This window comes from Comamonas sp. NLF-1-9 (assembly GCF_019195435.1).
Taxonomy (GTDB): Bacteria; Pseudomonadota; Gammaproteobacteria; order Burkholderiales; family Burkholderiaceae_C; genus Comamonas_C.
Window position 1 is genome coordinate 338,695 of the sequence record NZ_CP078069.1, and the last position, 14,919, is coordinate 353,613.

Consider the following 14,919-nt stretch of genomic DNA (forward strand, 5'->3'; position numbering starts at 1 on the left):
CGCACCACCCTAGAAGGACTGTCTTTATGGAAATCCTGCTGCAGCAGATCATCAATGGTCTGGTTCTGGGCAGCATGTACGCCCTCATCGCGCTGGGCTACACCATGGTCTACGGCATCATCCAGCTCATCAACTTCGCCCATGGCGAGGTGCTGATGTTCGGGGCGTTGATCAGCTGGACCTGCGTGGGCTACATGCAGGAGCACATGACTTACCTGCCCGGCTGGGCCATGTTGCTGATTTCGATGCTGATTGCCTGCGTGCTGGCGGCGGTGCTCAACTTCTGCGTGGAAAAGGTCGCCTACAAGCGCCTGCGCAACAGTCCGCGTCTGGCGCCCCTGATCACCGCCATCGGCATGTCGCTGTTCCTGCAGACGGTGGCGATGATGATCTGGAAGCCGACCTACAAGCCCTATCCGGCGCTGCTGCCGGTGGAGCCCTACTTCATCGGCGGCGCGGTGATCACGCCGACGCAGATCCTCATCCTCTCGATCACCGTCGTGTCGCTGGCGCTGATGGTCTACGTCGTCGGCTATACCAAGCTCGGGCGTGCGATGCGCGCCACCGCGGAGAGCCCGAGCGTGGCATCGCTCATGGGCGTCAAGCCGGACATGGTGATCTCGGCCACCTTCGTGATCGGCGCCATCCTGGCCGCCATCGCGGGTGTGATGTGGGCGGCCAACTACGGCACCGCCTTTCACACCATGGGCTTCCTGCCCGGCCTCAAGGCCTTCACGGCGGCGGTGTTCGGCGGCATCGGCAACCTGGCCGGGGCCGTCATCGGCGGCGTGCTGCTGGGGCTGATCGAGGCCATAGGCTCGGGCTACATCGGCGACCTGACGGGCGGCGTGCTGGGCAGCCAGTACACCGACATCTTTGCCTTCATCGTGCTCATCATCATCCTGACGCTGCGCCCCTCGGGCCTGCTGGGTGAGCGTGTCGCGGACCGCGCCTGAGAGGAGACGACACATGGACAAGAAAGTCATCAAATACCTCGCCTGGGGCATAGGACTGCTGGTGCTGCCGCTGATCCTGCAGCAGTTCGGCAACGCCTGGGTGCGCATCGCCGACCTGACGCTGCTCTACATCATGCTGGCGCTGGGGCTGAACATCGTGGTCGGCTACGCCGGACTGCTCGACCTGGGCTACGTCGCCTTCTACGCCGTGGGGGCGTTTGGCTATGCGCTGCTGGCGTCGCCCCATCTGACGGACAACTTCCCGGCGATTGCCGCGATGTTCCCGCAGGGCCTGCACATCTCGATCTGGTGGGCGATGCCGCTGGCGCTGCTGCTGGCGGCCGTCACCGGCGTGATCCTGGGCATACCGGTGCTCAAGCTGCGCGGCGACTACCTGGCCATCGTGACCCTGGGCTTTGGCGAGATCATCCGCATCTTCATGAACAACCTGGACCAGCCGCTGAACATCACCAACGGCCCCAAGGGCATTGCCAACGTGGACCCGGTGCACATGTTCGGCATCAATTTTTCCAAACCGCACAGCCTCTTCGGGCTGGAAATACCCTCGGTCACGCTGTACTTCTACCTGATCGTGGTGCTGATGCTGCTGACGGTGTTCATCTGCTACCGGCTGCAGGATTCGCGCATAGGCCGTGCCTGGATGGCGATCCGCGAGGACGAGGTCGCGGCCAAGGCCATGGGCATCAACACGCGCAACATGAAGCTGCTGGCCTTCGGCATGGGCGCGTCTTTTGGCGGCGTCTGCGGCGTGATCTTCGGCGCCTTCCAGGGCTTTGTCTCGCCCGAGTCCTTCAGCCTGATGGAGTCGATCATGATCGTCTCCATGGTGGTGCTCGGCGGCCTGGGGCACATCCCCGGCGTGATTCTGGGCGCCATCCTGCTGGCCGCGCTGCCCGAGGTGCTGCGCTACGTGGCCGGGCCGCTGCAGGAGCTGACCGGCGGGCGGCTGGACGCGGCCATCCTGCGCCAGCTCCTCATCGCCTCGGCCATGATCGTCGTCATGCTGATGCGCCCGCGTGGCATCTGGCCTTCGCCCGAGCACGGCAAATCGCTGGTGCGCAAATCCTGAATCGGCAAAGTCATGACACAAGCATCCAACGAGATAGTGCTCAAGGTCTCGGGCATCTCCAAGCGCTTTGGCGGCTTGCAGGCGCTCTCGGACGTGGGCATCACGATACGCAAGGGCCAGATCTACGGCCTGATAGGCCCCAACGGCGCCGGCAAGACCACTTTCTTCAACGTGATCACCGGTTTGTATACGCCCGACAGCGGCAGCTTCGAGCTCGGCGGCAAACCGTATGCGCCACACGCGGTGCACCTGGTGGCCAAGGCCGGCATTGCGCGCACTTTCCAGAACATCCGCCTGTTTGCCGAGATGACGGCGCTGGAGAACGTCATGGTCGGGCGCCATGTGCGCACGCACTCGGGTCTGTTCGGCGCGGTGTTTCGCAGCAGCGGCTTTCGGCGCGAGGAAAAGGCCATCCTGCACCGCGCGCGCGAGCTGCTGGAGTACGTGGGGTTGTCGGAGTACGCCGACTACAAGGCGCGCACGCTGTCCTACGGCGACCAGCGGCGCCTGGAGATTGCCCGCGCACTGGCTACAGACCCGCTCCTGGTGGCGCTGGACGAGCCGGCCGCCGGCATGAACGCGACCGAGAAGGTGGCGCTGCGCGAGCTGATCGACCGCATCCGCGGCGACGGCAGCACCATCTTGCTGATCGAGCACGACGTCAAGCTCGTCATGGGCTTGTGCAACCGCGTCACGGTGCTGGACTACGGCAAGCAGATTGCCGAAGGCACGCCGGCCGAGGTGCAGAAGGACCCCAAGGTGATCGAAGCCTATCTGGGCACGGGAGGGCATTGAAATGGCAGACAAGGACAAGCCCGTGCTGCTGAGCGTCAAGGGCCTGAAGGTGGCCTATGGCGGCATTCAGGCGGTCAAGGGCATAGACATGCAGGTGCGCGAGGGCGAGCTGGTGTCGCTCATCGGCTCCAACGGCGCGGGCAAGACCACGACGATGAAGGCCATCACCGGCATGCTGGGCGCAAGCGACGGCGACATCGAATACCTGGGCCGCCCCATCAAGGGCCGCGGCCCCTGGGACATGGTCAAGGAAGGCCTGGTGATGGTGCCCGAGGGCCGCGGCGTGTTCGCGCGCATGAGCATCACCGAGAACCTGCTCATGGGCGCCTACACGCGCGACGACCAGGCCGGCATCGCCGAGGACGTGGAAAAGGTCTTCGGCATCTTTCCGCGCCTGCGCGAGCGCAAGAACCAACTGGCCGGCACCATGAGCGGCGGCGAGCAGCAGATGCTGGCCATGGGCCGCGCGCTGATGGCGCGGCCCAAGGTGCTGCTGCTCGACGAGCCTTCCATGGGCCTGTCGCCCATCCTGGTGGACACCATCTTCGAGGTGGTGCGCGACGTCTACGCGCTTGGGGTGACCATCGTGCTGGTCGAGCAGAACGCCAGCCGCGCGCTGGCGATTGCCGACCGCGGCTACGTGATGGAGTCGGGCCTGCTTACCATGGAAGGCACGGGCGAGGAACTGCTGGCCGACCCGCGCGTGCGCGCCGCCTACCTGGGCGACGAATCGAGCTGAGGCTGCGGGGCGCGCCGGGCGCCTTCAGCTCACCAGCCGGCGCAGCTCGTCGGGCAGCGGCATGGACTTTTGCCGCGGAAAATCCACCCAGACCACGGTGGCGCCGCCGGTGGCGTGCACCACACCCGGCTGGTCGCTGCGCTCCATCACCGCCCAGGTGTCGAAGGACGAGCGCCCGGGCTTGCTCACGTAGGTGCGCACCAGCACCTCGGCGGGAAATTCAAGCTGGCGGATGAAGTTGCAGAAGGCGTTGGCAATCACCACGCCCTCGCCCTGCGGGTTGATCGGGCAGCCGGCCGCCATCAGCCAGTCCAGCCGCGCAATTTCCATGTAGCGGAAATAGACGGTGTTGTTCAGGTGGCCCATCGCATCCATGTCGCCCCAGCGCATGACGATGGTGCTCTGGTGCACCAGTTTTTTCTCTTCGGGCAGTTCGATTCTCATGGCGCGATTCTGGCGTGTAATCACGCCTTCGGCCGTCACCCCCCGGACAGCGCACGCCATGAGCTGGCTTCACACCCTTCCCGTTTCCCTGCAGACCATCTTGCTGCTGGCAGCCAGCAACGTCTTCATGACCTTTGCCTGGTATGCCCACCTGAAGAACATGAGCAGCTTCCCCTGGTGGGCCGCAGCGCTGGCCAGCTGGGGCATTGCGCTGTTTGAATACCTGCTGCAGGTACCGGCCAACCGCATCGGCCATACCGAATTCAGCGTGGCCCAGCTCAAGATCATGCAGGAGGTGATCACGCTGTCGGTGTTCGTGCCGTTTGCGCTGCTCTATCTGCACGAGCCGCTCAAGTGGGACTACCTCTGGGCCGGTCTGTGCCTGATGGGCGCGGTGTACTTCATGTTTCGCGGCGCCTGAGCCCGGCCAGCTCAGATCGCTGACAGGGCGCAAGCGCTTGCCGTGGGGAGCCACCTGCGCTCAAGGCGCCGGACGCCGCGCCGTTCGCGCGCCTCGTTCAAAAGCGGAACACCGCCGCTGCGCCGGTGTCGGTGGGCATGCGGCCGGCCGGCACCATCACCACCTCGCCGCCGGTGCGCAGCACCTGCTCGGCCAGGTCGTCCAGCAAGTCGTCGGTTTGCGGGTCGTCGAGCTGGCCTGCGGTGAGCTTGCCGCTGTGCGCGTCGAAGCGCCCCGGCACCAGCCGGTCGGCTTCGACCAGCAGCGTGGCCACGCGGCCTTGGGCGGCCGCCTGGGCGATGTCGTCGAGCAGGTTGGAACCCTGCCCCTGGGCCGACGCGGCGCCGTAGCGATCGACCAGGTCGGACAGGCGCTCCAGGTAATACGGCTGCAGCAGCGCCCAGGCGCGCTCGCGCAGCGCATCGACGTCCAGCGCCTCGGGGTTGATGTCGATCGCCTGCGGCAACAACTGGGCGTTCTTGCTCACGGTGCGAAACAGATGGTGGTGCTCGGGCAGCGCCGCGAGGATCAGCGGCATGCCGTTCGCCTTGCCATTGCGCCGAATCAGCGCCTGGTCCACGGCGCGGAAGAATTGCTCGATGTCCCGGTCGGCCGCGTCCTGCTTGACGTCGGTGCCTTGCCAGGCAGCGTCGCCCTGCGGCCCGTAGGTGCGGTGCGCGCCTTCGCGGCTGTCGGCCTCCAGGCCCAGCATGTCGGCGGCCGTTTGCGCCGCCCCGTCCAGCGCCTGCACCTGCACCAGACCGTCGCGGTTGCCTTCGTACAGCGTGAAGCGGTCGCGGCTCAGACCCAGCACCTGGAATCGGTCGGCCGACTGGGTAATGCGCACCAGCGGCTTGGTGTGAAAGCTGTCGGCCACCACGGCCAGCTCAGCGACCGGGCGCGGCAGGCGATAGACGCGAAACAGCCCGGGCGCGCTCAGCACCGCCAAGCCATCACTGGTGTGGTTCCAGAAAGCGTCCTCGCCCGCCAACACCTCGAACGGCGCGAGCAGCGGCGCTACCTCCCGCTGCGGGTACTTCTGGCGCAGCGACTCTTCGAGCTGCTTGACCAGGTTGCGAAACCGGATCGGGTCTTGCACCTTGTCGGGGTGCTGGCGGTGGGTCGGCTGGTACAGCGACAGGCAGGGCGTTTGCGCGGGCTTCAACAGCAATTCGGGGTAATCATGGTTCAGGGAATGCATGGCGGAGCCTTTCAAAATTAGACAAGGAAAATCTGCACGGCGGTGCGCAGACTTGAGCCGCAGAAAATTCCAGGAACAGATTCCGGGCTTTTTCGAGTTTTCGGGCCCGCAAAATGCGGTCCGGAAGACGCCCATGAAACTTCCTGATCGGGGAATTCATATACCTTGCGGCAATCCGCGTTTTTGCAAGCCGATCCGCTGCCGGCCCGGCAAGGCCCGTACCTGCAATATTTCCCGGCCGCTGACAGGCCGAACAGGCGACTGCTCCAGCTTGCCGCGTGTCACGATACAAAAAGCGCACGGCGTCGCTCCTGCGCTGCTTCAAGGCAGAAGACCCATGTTCATGCCGGCCATGCCAATGGCAGAAAACGGGGCCTGCCCCCCCGAATATTCCGCGCAGGGAAATAGCTTCCTTTCAGGTGCAAATGCCAAACCGGCGATTTCTGAAAATGCCTCTTGCCCCATCGGTTGGGCTGCCCAAAGCAACTATTGCGTGGCCAATTCGCCAGACCCGAAAATCGTCATTCCCAAGAACAGCCCTTGCCCTGCAGGCTACGGCGCACAGGGCAACCAATGCGTTTGCATCAAGCAGGGCGCGCGCCACGCAATTGCAGCCCGAGCTGCGTTTCGTTGTGGTTGCCCTACGCGCTGACGGGTGCAGGCTGGCGGGACGTTTGCGCCGTTTTTCTCATTGTTCGACCTGCCCAGGATCAAAGTGAGAAACACTGCATCTGCAGCTCACCGAGCGCCACTCATGCACGTTCTGCGGCGGGCTTTCGATGCCTGGAGGCCAGCAGCGCCAGCGCCACGCCGCCGGTGATGCCCAGGGTGGCGAGCACCAGCCGCGTGGTGATGGCTTCGCCGATGAAGACCACGCCGCCCGCAGCCGCGATCGCCGGCACCGTGAGCTGCACCAGCGCGGCGCGCGAGCGCGAAAGCCGGGGCAGGGCGCGGTACCAGATGATGTAGCCCAGCCCCGAGGTGATCGCGCCCGACACCAAGCCCAGGGCCACGCCCTGCCAGCTTGGGCGCAGGCGCAGCAGCCCGATGGCGATCAGCACCAGACCGGCCGGCGCGCTGCGTGCGAAGTTGCCGGCGGAATCGGCTACCGGCGCCTGCGAGCCGCGCCCCACCAGGCAGTACGCGCCCCAGGCCACGCCGGCGACCGCCATCAGCGCCGCGCCCAGCAGCGGCGGCGCCACGAGTCCGGGCGAGACCAGATAGACCAGCGCGGCAAAGGCGATGGCCATGCCCAGCCATTCCAGCGGCGCGGGCCGCTCGCCCCGGTACACCGCCCAGGCGAGCATGCCTATCTGCACGAAGGCAAACAGGATCAGCGCGCCCGGCCCCGTAGGCACCATGACGTAGGCCACGGAGAAGGTGGCCGCATACAGCGTGAGCGAGAAGGCCCCTTGCCAGTTGCCGCCCAGCCAGCCAGCAGGCAGCCTGGCAGGCGCACCGACGCCCCGGGCAGTGCCTGCCTGCTTGCGCCGCGCATGCCAGAGCGCGGCGCACACCAGCACGGCGGCGCCGGCGCTCAGGCGTATGCCGGTGTAGGCCAGGGGGTCGATGGCGCCGTCCGACAGCGCCATGCGCGCCAGCACCGAATTGGCGGCGAAAGCCAGCATGGCGATGGCGGTGAGGAGGGCGGTCTGCACGCTGCGCAGCAAATGGCGCCTCCGGCAGGAATCGAACCTGCATCTGGCGCTTAGGAGGCGCCCGTTCTATCCATTGAACTACGGCGGCGGAAAACGGCCGATTGTACGGGCATGCCCGTGGCGGGGAAAATCGGGGCTATATAAAATTGATAGCTGCCAGCGCTTGTGGGTCAAGCGTTGCAGGCCAATTTGGCCTCAATCATAGCGCAGGGTGTAGATCAGGTCGAGCGCGCTTTGCGCCCCGGTCTGCCCGCGCAGCGTCAGGCTGCGCGACAGGTCCAGGAAGATGTAGAGCGTGCCCATGGCGCCGGCCAGGCTGTGTTCGTAGGCGACGTAAAGCCTGCGCGAGAGGCGCTTGCCCAGCGTGAGCGCGGCGCCGTTCAGGCCGCTCGCGCCGTCGGGGCCGCGAAAGCCGATCTCGTCGAGCCCCAGGCGCTGCGCCACGCCGCCGGCCGGATCGCCCCCGCCGCTGAGCAAGGCCAGCGCCGCCTGCTGCATCAGCGCGGCTTCGGCCCCGCCGGCGGCGGCGCTGCGCCCCAGCACCAGCCAGGAGAGCTTTTCCGCGTCCGGCATCTCGGGGTCGGAGTACAGCCGCGCGCGCGGCGCCAGCGCGCTGCCGCTGACCTGCACGCCCACGCGCTCGCTGATCTGCGGGCGCAGCGCCAGGATGTCCAGCTGCGGGTTGTCCGCCGCGCCGGAAAAGCGCAGCAGCCCGGTTTCCACGTCCAGCACCTGGCCCCAGGCGCGGTAGCGTCCCTGCTCGGTGCGGATCTCGCCCAGCACGCGCGGCATGGGGCCGCTCTTGCCGTCGCTGGTGATCCTGAGCTGGCCCTTGAGCCGCGTGGTCAGGCCGTGGCCTTGCACCGCGAAGTCGTCGCCCAGATCGAGCTCGATGTCCATGGCCGGCGCGCTGGCCGCGTGGACCCGGGTGTCCTCTTCGGTCTGCTCCGTGGGCGCGTCGCCGCCGTGCACCACCACGTCATCGCTCAGCTTGGGCGCGCTGTCGTCGGGCAGCAGAATGCTTGCGCGGTCCGCCTTGAGCTGACCGCTGAGCATCAGCTGTCCATCCTGCAGTTGCGCGTGCAGCTTGCCCGACAAGCTCAACTGGCGGTCGGCGCGCACTAGCAGTTGCAGTGCCTCGGCCTCGGCGTTCATGTCCATGCGCACCTGCGCGCCCTGCCAGGTGATCAGGCCGCTGCCGCGCAGGCTGCCGCCGTCGCTGGGCGCGCGCGTCAGATTGCCGCTGGGCCCGAGGATGCGTGCGCCGCTGCCGCTGCCGCCGCGCACGAAGAGTTCGGTGACCTGCAACTGCTCGCCCTGCAGGCGGGCGCGCACCCGCCCGTCGCGCAGGTCGATGCCGTCGATCACCGAGCGCACCGCAAAGTCGTCGGCGCTGAGCGTGCCGCTCAGTTGTGGCGAGCCCAGGCTGCCCGCCAGCTGCACCTGCGCGCCCAGGCTGCCGTGCACGCGCCAGCCCGGCGGCGCGAACATGGACCACACGCCCACGTCGGGCAGCGCCGCGTGCGCGCTCCCGGACAGCGGCGCGTCCTGTGCAAGCCGCCAGGCGCCGCCCACGCGCTCCAGGGGCAGGCGGGCTTCTGCGCTGGCCTGGCCGGCGCGCTCGCTGTCCCAGGCGGCGTCCAGTTTGAGCTCGCGCTCGTCTGCAAGCATTTGCAGCTGCAACTGGCGCAGGCCGGCGGCGCTGCTCTGGCCTTCGATCGGCAGTTGCAGGTCGCCGCCGCTGCGCCGCAGCGTGACGCTGGCCTGCAGCGCCTCGCCCATCTGCACGTCCCAGTCGGCGGCCAGCACCAGGTCGCCACCCAGGCCCAGGCGCTGCAGCAGCGGCGTGGGCTCGGCGTCCAGCGCGTTGGCCCAGGCCAGCGGCAAGTCGCGCAGGCTGCCGTGGCTGCTCAGGCGCAGCGCCGAGGGCTGGTCACCCCCCGAGGGCAGGCTCAACTGCACCGGGTCGGCCTGCAGCGTCGCGCTGCCCGCTTGCGGCCCCTGGAGGCGAGCGGCAAGCGGGCCGGTCTCGATCTTGAGCCCGCCCGCACTTTGCACCGCGAGCGTGAGCGGCGCCTGCAGTTGCAGCCGCCAAGGTCCCGGGCGCCGGCCCTGGCGTGCCTGCAGCGAGAGCTCGGAGAGTTGCGCCTGCCAGCGCCCCTGGCCCAGCACGCCGGCGCTGCCCCGCAGTTGCACGCTGGCGCTGAGCATGGCCTCGTCCTGACCCTGGCTGGCGCTGGCGCCCAGGCTCAGCGCCATGTTCGCGGGCGTGCCCTCCAGGCGGGCTTGCAGTTGGCGCAGCGCCAGCGGGGCGCCAGCGGCGGGGCGGTAGTCCAGTTGTGGCAGCTCCAGTGTGGCCTGGAGCGTGGGCGCGTCGGCGGCGCTCTTTCCCTGGGCGGCGTCCAGCAGCGTCTGCCAGCCGCCCTGCCACTGGGCCTGCAGCTGCCCCTGTCCCTTGAACTGGGCTTGCGTCAGTTCGCTCGGCAGCGGCAAGGGCAGGGGCAGCGCGCCCAGCCACTCTTGCAGCGCCTGCGCGCTCTTGAGCGCGAGCTCGATTTCGCCCTTGCCACGGCGCGGCGCCAGCTCGCCCTGCAATTGCAGGCTGGCGCCGGGCACACTGGCGCTGAGTTGTCCGCTGCCGGCGCGCGCCGCCAGGTCGAGCCTGAGCTCGCTCGCCTGCAGCCTGGCCTGCAGCGCGGCCAGCGTCAGCGTGGAGACGTTCAGCGCTTCTTCCTGCCAGCGGGCCTTGAGCTGCAAGCGCTCAAACTGCCAGCGGTCGCGCTGGTGCGCGGCGGCGGCGCTCAGGCTGGCCTGCAGATCCAGGCCGTCCTTCAGCGAACCAGAAGCGCTGATCTCGCCATTCACCGGCGCGGCTTGCAGTTGCCGGTGCAGCAGAGCGGGGTTCAGTGCGTGCACGCCGAGCCTGGCTTGCAGCTTGCCGCTTTCAAGCTCGTAGCGCGCCTGCTGCAGCTCGATGTGGCCGCTGCCCACTTCGAGGCGGGCGCTGTGCAGCGCGAGCAGCGAGCCGTCAAACCGGGCGCTCGCCTGCAGCGCGCTCAAGGGCAGGCGGCCCGCGTCCCAGGGGCCGGCTAAATCATTGGTCAAATCGGCCTGTAACGCCCACCCTGCCTGCGCTAACTGCTCCTGTGGTTGTAGCGAAAGCTGCCCGGCGAGTGCGGTCTGCGGCGCGCCCGGCCAGAGCAGCGCGAGGTTGAGCGCCTGCAATTGCGCGCTGGCTTCGTGCAGCGGCTGCGCGGCCCAGGGCAGCACGGTCGCGCTGGCCTGCGCCTGCAGCGGATTGCCGTCTTCACCCTTGAGCTGGGCGCTCAAGGCCAGGCGCGCAGCGCGCCCGGACAGCGGGCCAGCGGCCCGTAGCTGTGCGCTGGCTGCCACGGGAGCGCCGTCGGGCGCCAGCCGGGCTTGCAGACTGGCCTGCAGTGCCGCCTCGAGCTGCATGGGTGCGGCGCCCTGCAGGCTGGCCTGCAGTTGGTAATTGCCCTCGGCAAAGTGCAGCTCGTCGATGCGCAGCCGATGCTCGCGCCCGTCCCAGTCGTAGTGGCCGCGCAGTGCGGTGATCGTAGGCGGCGCGCCTTCGCCCGGTGCGCTCCAGACGATTTCGTCGGCCGACAGCGGCGTGCTGATGCGCAGCGGCAGCACCACCTGCTGCAGCGGCGTGCTCTCTTCAGGCTCCGGGTCGGGGCGCGGTTGCGGGGCAAGAGCGATGCGCTGCGCGTGCAGCTCGGTCACGAGCAGCTCGCCGTGCAGCAACGCCAGCGGCTGCCAGGCGATGCGCAGCCCCTGCAGTTGCAGCGCCAGGCCGGGTTGGCTGAAATGCACTTGTCCGATCTGCCCGCCATGCAGCAGCGTGCCGCGCACCTCCCTGGCGTCGAGCTGCATCGGCGCGGGCAGCTCGCGCGTGGCCAGGCGCAGTACGGTGGCGAGCGAGCCCTCGCTGCCCGCCCAGCCCCAGAGCGCGGCCAGCGCGGTGAGCAGCAGAAGCACCAACGCCACCAGCGCGCGGCCCAGCATGCGCCAGGCGCGCCGCCGCGGCCGCACTGCGGGAGCGGGTGGGGATGGGTTGGGCTTGGGTGCAGTCAAGGCAAGAGAGCGCAGCCCCTGGGGCCACGAGAAATTTCAGCGCCTGGCCTCAGGCCGCCGGCCACACGCAGGGCGGGCGCTGCGCCGGCCGCGTGCGGGCGGATTGGCCTTGCGCCCCGCCAGCGCCGCTGCGCCGGTTACGGAGGCGAGCGCGCAAGCAAAAAGCGCGCTGGCGGCCAGGTGCATGGCCTGGATTCTTGCAGATTCCCCGGCATCCGGTGTGCCCGGCGGCCGCGCCTGTGGCCTCAGAAGCTGAAGCCCAGGCGCAGGTGCAGCCTGAGCTTGCGCGATTGCACGCCCCAGGCAAGGTCGGCCTGCAGCGGCCCCACCGGGCTGGTCCAGCGCAGGCCTGCGCCTACGCCTACGCGCGGGCGCATCTGCGCCGGCGTATCGCCGACTGCGCCCATGTCGACGAAGGCGGCGGTCTCGAAATCGGTGAGGTTGCCCGCCAGCGCAATCGGCCGCTGCCATTCGACGCTGGCCACCGTCATGTAGCGCCCGCCATAAATCTGGTCGCCCTGCACACGCGCGCCTATGCTTTGCCAGGCGTAGCCGCGCACGCTGGTGTCGCCGCCGGTCAGGAACAGCAGTGTCGCCGGCAGCGCCGCCTGCTTGCGCGCGAGCAGCGCGCCGCCCTCCAGACGCAGGGCAATGCGGCTGCTGCGGCTGATGTGTTCGTTCATCTGCACCCGCCCCAGCCCGATGAAAGTCAGGCCGCGCAGGCGTGCGCGCACGAAGGGGTCGTGCGAGCTGCGCAGCGTGGTGCCCGCGCCGAGCTCGGCCGCCACTGCCCAGCCGCGCGTGGGGGCCGTGGGCCGGTTCAGGTGTTGCAGCGTCCAGCCCCAGTTGGCGCTGAATGTGGCGGCCATGGGCGGGGCGTCCTCGCCGTGGCTGCGGCTCAGGTCGTACTGCAGCCACTGACTGCGTTCGATGTGTTCACTGCTCTGGTTGCGGCCAAAGCGCCACTGGGTGCTGTCGGTGACGAAGCTGCCGGTGGTTTCGCGCTTGAGCAGCGCGCCGCCGCTCCAGCGCCAGCCTTCGGCGTTGGGCAGGCCCATCCAGTCGCTGGACAGGCTCTTGAGCTTGTTGCTCAGCTGCACCTTGCTGAGCGCGCGCCAGCCCAGCCAGGGCAGGCGGTTGTGCGTGTGGTCCAGCGACAGCCGCGCGCCGCTGTCGGTGGAAAAGCCCACGCCGAACACCGCCTTCTGCAGCTTAGCCTCGCGCACATGGGCGATCACCGGCGCGCTCACTTCGCCGGGCGCATCGCCGGGCTCGGCCTTGGCCTCGTCGGTTTCGAGCGTGAGGAAGACGCTGTCGTAATAGCCGCTCGAAGCCAGGCGCTGCTGGGCGTCGAGCAGCGCGCTTTCGCTGTAGATCTCGCCCGTGGGCAGGCGGGCGATGCGCGCGGTGCCGGTGCTGTCGTAGCGCTCGCCGCCTTCGATGGTCAGCGTGCCGAAGCGGTAGGCCGGGCCGCTCGCGTAATCGACGCTGAGCTCGGCCTCGGCCGCATCGGCGTCGATGTCGGCGCGGCTGTCGGCAATGCGCGCTACCGGGTAACGCCGCTGCTGCAGGCTGCGCAGCCCCTCGGTCTTGGCCTGGCTCCAGTCGTGCTGGGTGAAGGCGGCGCCCGGTTGCAGCGCAAAACTGTTTTGCAGGCGCTGCTCGCGGCGTGCGCGCGCCGCTTCGTCGCCGTCGGGACTGCTGAGGCTGATCTTCGTGCTGCGGATGTGCGTCTGCGCGCCGGTTCGCACGCTGACGGTGATCTGTGGCGGCTCGCTGTCGGAGGTGTTGAGCGTGATCTCGGGCTCGAAGTAGCCCAGCGTGGCCAGCAGTTCACGAGCGTTGTCGGGCACCGTCAGGCTCAGGCGCTGCAGCTCGCTTGCGGTCAGGTCGGGTAGCAGCAGGTAGCGCTGCAGCTCCAGGTGCTTTTGCAACAGGGTCTGCGCCGCCGGGTCATCGGCCTCGACCCGCAGGGTGAAGGTGGGCGGCGGCGCGGCGGCCTCATCGTCCTGCGGCGCAGCCGCTCCCGGCATCAGGCTGCAGGCGCCCAGCAGCAGCGCCAACGCCAGCATGAGCAGCCCTTGCAGGCGGCGTGCGGGCGTGGAAAAGGGCAGGGTCATGGTCGAGATTGTGGCAAACGCCGCCCGAGGCAAGCGGCGTGCCCGGCGCGCCGGGCGTGCGGCGCGCGGGGGAGGTCAAGCGTAGCAGCACGGGGGCCGCGCGGCGCCGGCTGCCGCGTTGAACGGGTGCGGGCGGCGCGAAGGCGATGCCAGCCAGCCTACTTGGAGAGCATGCGCATCGCGTCTTCCAGGCCCTTGAGCGTGAGCGCAAACATGCGCTGGCCCATGAGCTGCTGGACGATGGCAATGCTCTGGCGGTACTGCCACACCCCTTGCGGCTCGGGATTGATCCAGACGAATTTCGGAAACGCGTTCGTCAGGCGCTGCAGCCATTCGGCGCCGGCTTCCTCGTTGTTGTATTCCACGCTGCCGCCGGGCTGCAGGATCTCGTAGGGGCTCATGGTCGCGTCGCCCACGAAGATCAGCTTGTAGTCCTTGTTGTACTTGCGGATGATGTCCCAGGTGGGGAATTTTTCGGCGAAGCGCCGACGGTTGTTCTTCCACAGGTAGTCGTAGACGCAGTTGTGGAAGTAATAGAACTCCAGGTGCTTGAACTCGGCCTTGACGGCGGAAAACAGCTCCTCGACGCGCTGGATGTGCTCGTCCATGGTGCCGCCCACGTCCATGAGCAGCAGCACTTTCACGTTGTTGTGGCGCTCGGGCACCATCTTGATGTCCAGCCAGCCGGCATTGGCCGCCGTGCTGCGGATGGTGTCCGGCAGATCCAGCTCGAGCTCATTGCCCTCGCGCGCGAACTTGCGCAGGCGCCGCAGCGCAACCTTGATGTTGCGCGTACCGAGCTCTTGCGTGTCGTCGTAGTCGCGGTAGGCCCGCTGCTCCCACACCTTCACCGCGCTCTTGTTCTTGCCGCTGCCTCCGATGCGCACGCCCTGCGGGTTGTAGCCGCCGTGGCCAAACGGGCTGGTGCCGCCCGTGCCTATCCACTTGCTGCCGCCCTCGTGGCGCTCCTTCTGCTCTTCCAGGCGCTTTTTCAGCGTCTGCATCAGTTCGTCCCAGCCCATCTTTTCGATCGCTGCCTTCTGCTCGGGCGTGAGTTCGCGCTCGAGCATCTGGCGCAGCCAGTCGGCCGGAATCTTCTTGCTGAAGTCGGCCAGCAGTTCGACGCCGTGAAAGTAGGCGGCAAAGGCGCGGTCGAACTTGTCGTAGTGCTTTTCGTCCTTGACCAGCACGGTGCGCGCGAGGTGATAGAAATCGTCCATGCTCCACGCATCGCTCGACAGCGGCCCGACCACGCCGGCCTTGAGCGCCTGAAGCAGCGCGAGGAACTCCTTGACCGATACCGGCAGCTTGGCGGCGCGCAGGGTGTAGAAGAAGTCGATCAGCATGGAATGTCGTTC

General features: G+C 68.1%; 12 protein-coding genes and 1 tRNA gene. 6 read left to right on the top strand and 7 right to left on the bottom strand.

Annotation, left to right across the window (positions count from 1 at the left end; all coding sequences use genetic code 11):
* The first annotated feature begins 26 nt into the window (after positions 1-26).
* Genes KUD94_RS01570 through KUD94_RS01585 form a run of 4 tightly spaced genes read left to right on the top strand, consistent with a single transcriptional unit; the run spans position 27 to position 3,580 of the window.
* On the top strand, positions 27-956 hold the full coding sequence (locus KUD94_RS01570; RefSeq protein ID WP_218238170.1) for a branched-chain amino acid ABC transporter permease: 930 nt from the start codon (positions 27-29) through the stop codon (positions 954-956).
* A 13-nt stretch (positions 957-969) separates the two neighbouring features.
* The gene (locus KUD94_RS01575; protein WP_218238171.1) at positions 970-2,046 is read left to right on the top strand and encodes an ABC transporter ATP-binding protein; all 1,077 of its coding nucleotides are present in this window, start codon (positions 970-972) and stop codon (positions 2,044-2,046) included.
* 12 nt (positions 2,047-2,058) lie between these two features.
* Positions 2,059-2,841 carry an ABC transporter ATP-binding protein gene (locus tag KUD94_RS01580; RefSeq protein ID WP_218238172.1) on the top strand — a complete coding sequence of 261 codons (783 nt, stop codon included), beginning with the start codon at positions 2,059-2,061 and terminating at the stop codon, positions 2,839-2,841.
* A 1-nt stretch (position 2,842) separates the two neighbouring features.
* Positions 2,843-3,580, top strand: coding sequence for an ABC transporter ATP-binding protein (locus KUD94_RS01585; protein WP_218238173.1), 738 nt, complete (start codon positions 2,843-2,845; stop codon positions 3,578-3,580).
* Between the two features lie 24 nt (positions 3,581-3,604).
* On the opposite strand, the gene KUD94_RS01590 is transcribed toward KUD94_RS01585, so the two are convergent.
* The gene (locus KUD94_RS01590; protein ID WP_218238174.1) at positions 3,605-4,024 is read right to left on the bottom strand and encodes a thioesterase family protein; all 420 of its coding nucleotides are present in this window, start codon (positions 4,022-4,024) and stop codon (positions 3,605-3,607) included.
* Between the two features lie 58 nt (positions 4,025-4,082).
* Here KUD94_RS01590 and KUD94_RS01595 point away from each other — a divergent pair, with 58 nt between their 5' ends.
* Complete coding sequence (locus KUD94_RS01595) at positions 4,083-4,445, top strand: DMT family protein (protein WP_218238175.1); 363 nt, start codon at positions 4,083-4,085, stop codon at positions 4,443-4,445.
* A 97-nt stretch (positions 4,446-4,542) separates the two neighbouring features.
* On the opposite strand, the gene KUD94_RS01600 is transcribed toward KUD94_RS01595, so the two are convergent.
* Positions 4,543-5,685 (bottom strand): hypothetical protein, encoded by a 1,143-nt coding sequence (locus tag KUD94_RS01600; protein WP_218238176.1) that lies wholly within the window; start codon positions 5,683-5,685, stop codon positions 4,543-4,545.
* A 52-nt stretch (positions 5,686-5,737) separates the two neighbouring features.
* Between KUD94_RS01600 and KUD94_RS01605 the strand changes: the two genes are divergently transcribed.
* The gene (locus KUD94_RS01605; protein WP_218238177.1) at positions 5,738-6,337 is read left to right on the top strand and encodes a hypothetical protein; all 600 of its coding nucleotides are present in this window, start codon (positions 5,738-5,740) and stop codon (positions 6,335-6,337) included.
* Positions 6,338-6,437: 100 nt separating this feature from the next.
* On the opposite strand, the gene KUD94_RS01610 is transcribed toward KUD94_RS01605, so the two are convergent.
* The 5 genes from KUD94_RS01610 to KUD94_RS01630 all read right to left on the bottom strand — a co-directional run bounded on the left by KUD94_RS01610 (position 6,438) and on the right by KUD94_RS01630 (position 14,907).
* Positions 6,438-7,343: a DMT family transporter gene (locus KUD94_RS01610; RefSeq protein WP_255568953.1), complete on the bottom strand. Its 906-nt coding sequence runs from the start codon at positions 7,341-7,343 to the stop codon at positions 6,438-6,440.
* Between the two features lie 13 nt (positions 7,344-7,356).
* A tRNA-Arg gene (locus KUD94_RS01615) sits at positions 7,357-7,431 on the bottom strand.
* Positions 7,432-7,538: 107 nt separating this feature from the next.
* A complete protein-coding gene (locus KUD94_RS01620; protein WP_218238178.1) occupies positions 7,539-11,372 on the bottom strand; it encodes a translocation/assembly module TamB domain-containing protein in 3,834 nt (1,277 codons plus the stop codon).
* Positions 11,373-11,686: 314 nt separating this feature from the next.
* Entirely contained in the window at positions 11,687-13,561 is a 1,875-nt protein-coding gene (locus KUD94_RS01625; RefSeq protein ID WP_218238179.1) for an autotransporter assembly complex family protein, read from the bottom strand.
* A gap of 158 nt (positions 13,562-13,719) precedes the next feature.
* Positions 13,720-14,907 (bottom strand): VWA domain-containing protein, encoded by a 1,188-nt coding sequence (locus KUD94_RS01630; protein WP_218238180.1) that lies wholly within the window; start codon positions 14,905-14,907, stop codon positions 13,720-13,722.
* Positions 14,908-14,919 lie beyond the last annotated feature (12 nt).

Coding starts and splice junctions, on each gene's coding strand:
- KUD94_RS01570 (WP_218238170.1), top strand. CDS start 27: ATGGAAATCCTGCTGCAGCAGATCATCAATGGTCTGGTTCTGGGCAGC.
- KUD94_RS01575 (WP_218238171.1), top strand. CDS start 970: ATGGACAAGAAAGTCATCAAATACCTCGCCTGGGGCATAGGACTGCTG.
- KUD94_RS01580 (WP_218238172.1), top strand. CDS start 2,059: ATGACACAAGCATCCAACGAGATAGTGCTCAAGGTCTCGGGCATCTCC.
- KUD94_RS01585 (WP_218238173.1), top strand. CDS start 2,843: ATGGCAGACAAGGACAAGCCCGTGCTGCTGAGCGTCAAGGGCCTGAAG.
- KUD94_RS01590 (WP_218238174.1), bottom strand. CDS start 4,024: ATGAGAATCGAACTGCCCGAAGAGAAAAAACTGGTGCACCAGAGCACC.
- KUD94_RS01595 (WP_218238175.1), top strand. CDS start 4,083: ATGAGCTGGCTTCACACCCTTCCCGTTTCCCTGCAGACCATCTTGCTG.
- KUD94_RS01600 (WP_218238176.1), bottom strand. CDS start 5,685: ATGCATTCCCTGAACCATGATTACCCCGAATTGCTGTTGAAGCCCGCG.
- KUD94_RS01620 (WP_218238178.1), bottom strand. CDS start 11,372: ATGCTGGGCCGCGCGCTGGTGGCGTTGGTGCTTCTGCTGCTCACCGCG.
- KUD94_RS01625 (WP_218238179.1), bottom strand. CDS start 13,561: ATGACCCTGCCCTTTTCCACGCCCGCACGCCGCCTGCAAGGGCTGCTC.
- KUD94_RS01630 (WP_218238180.1), bottom strand. CDS start 14,907: ATGCTGATCGACTTCTTCTACACCCTGCGCGCCGCCAAGCTGCCGGTA.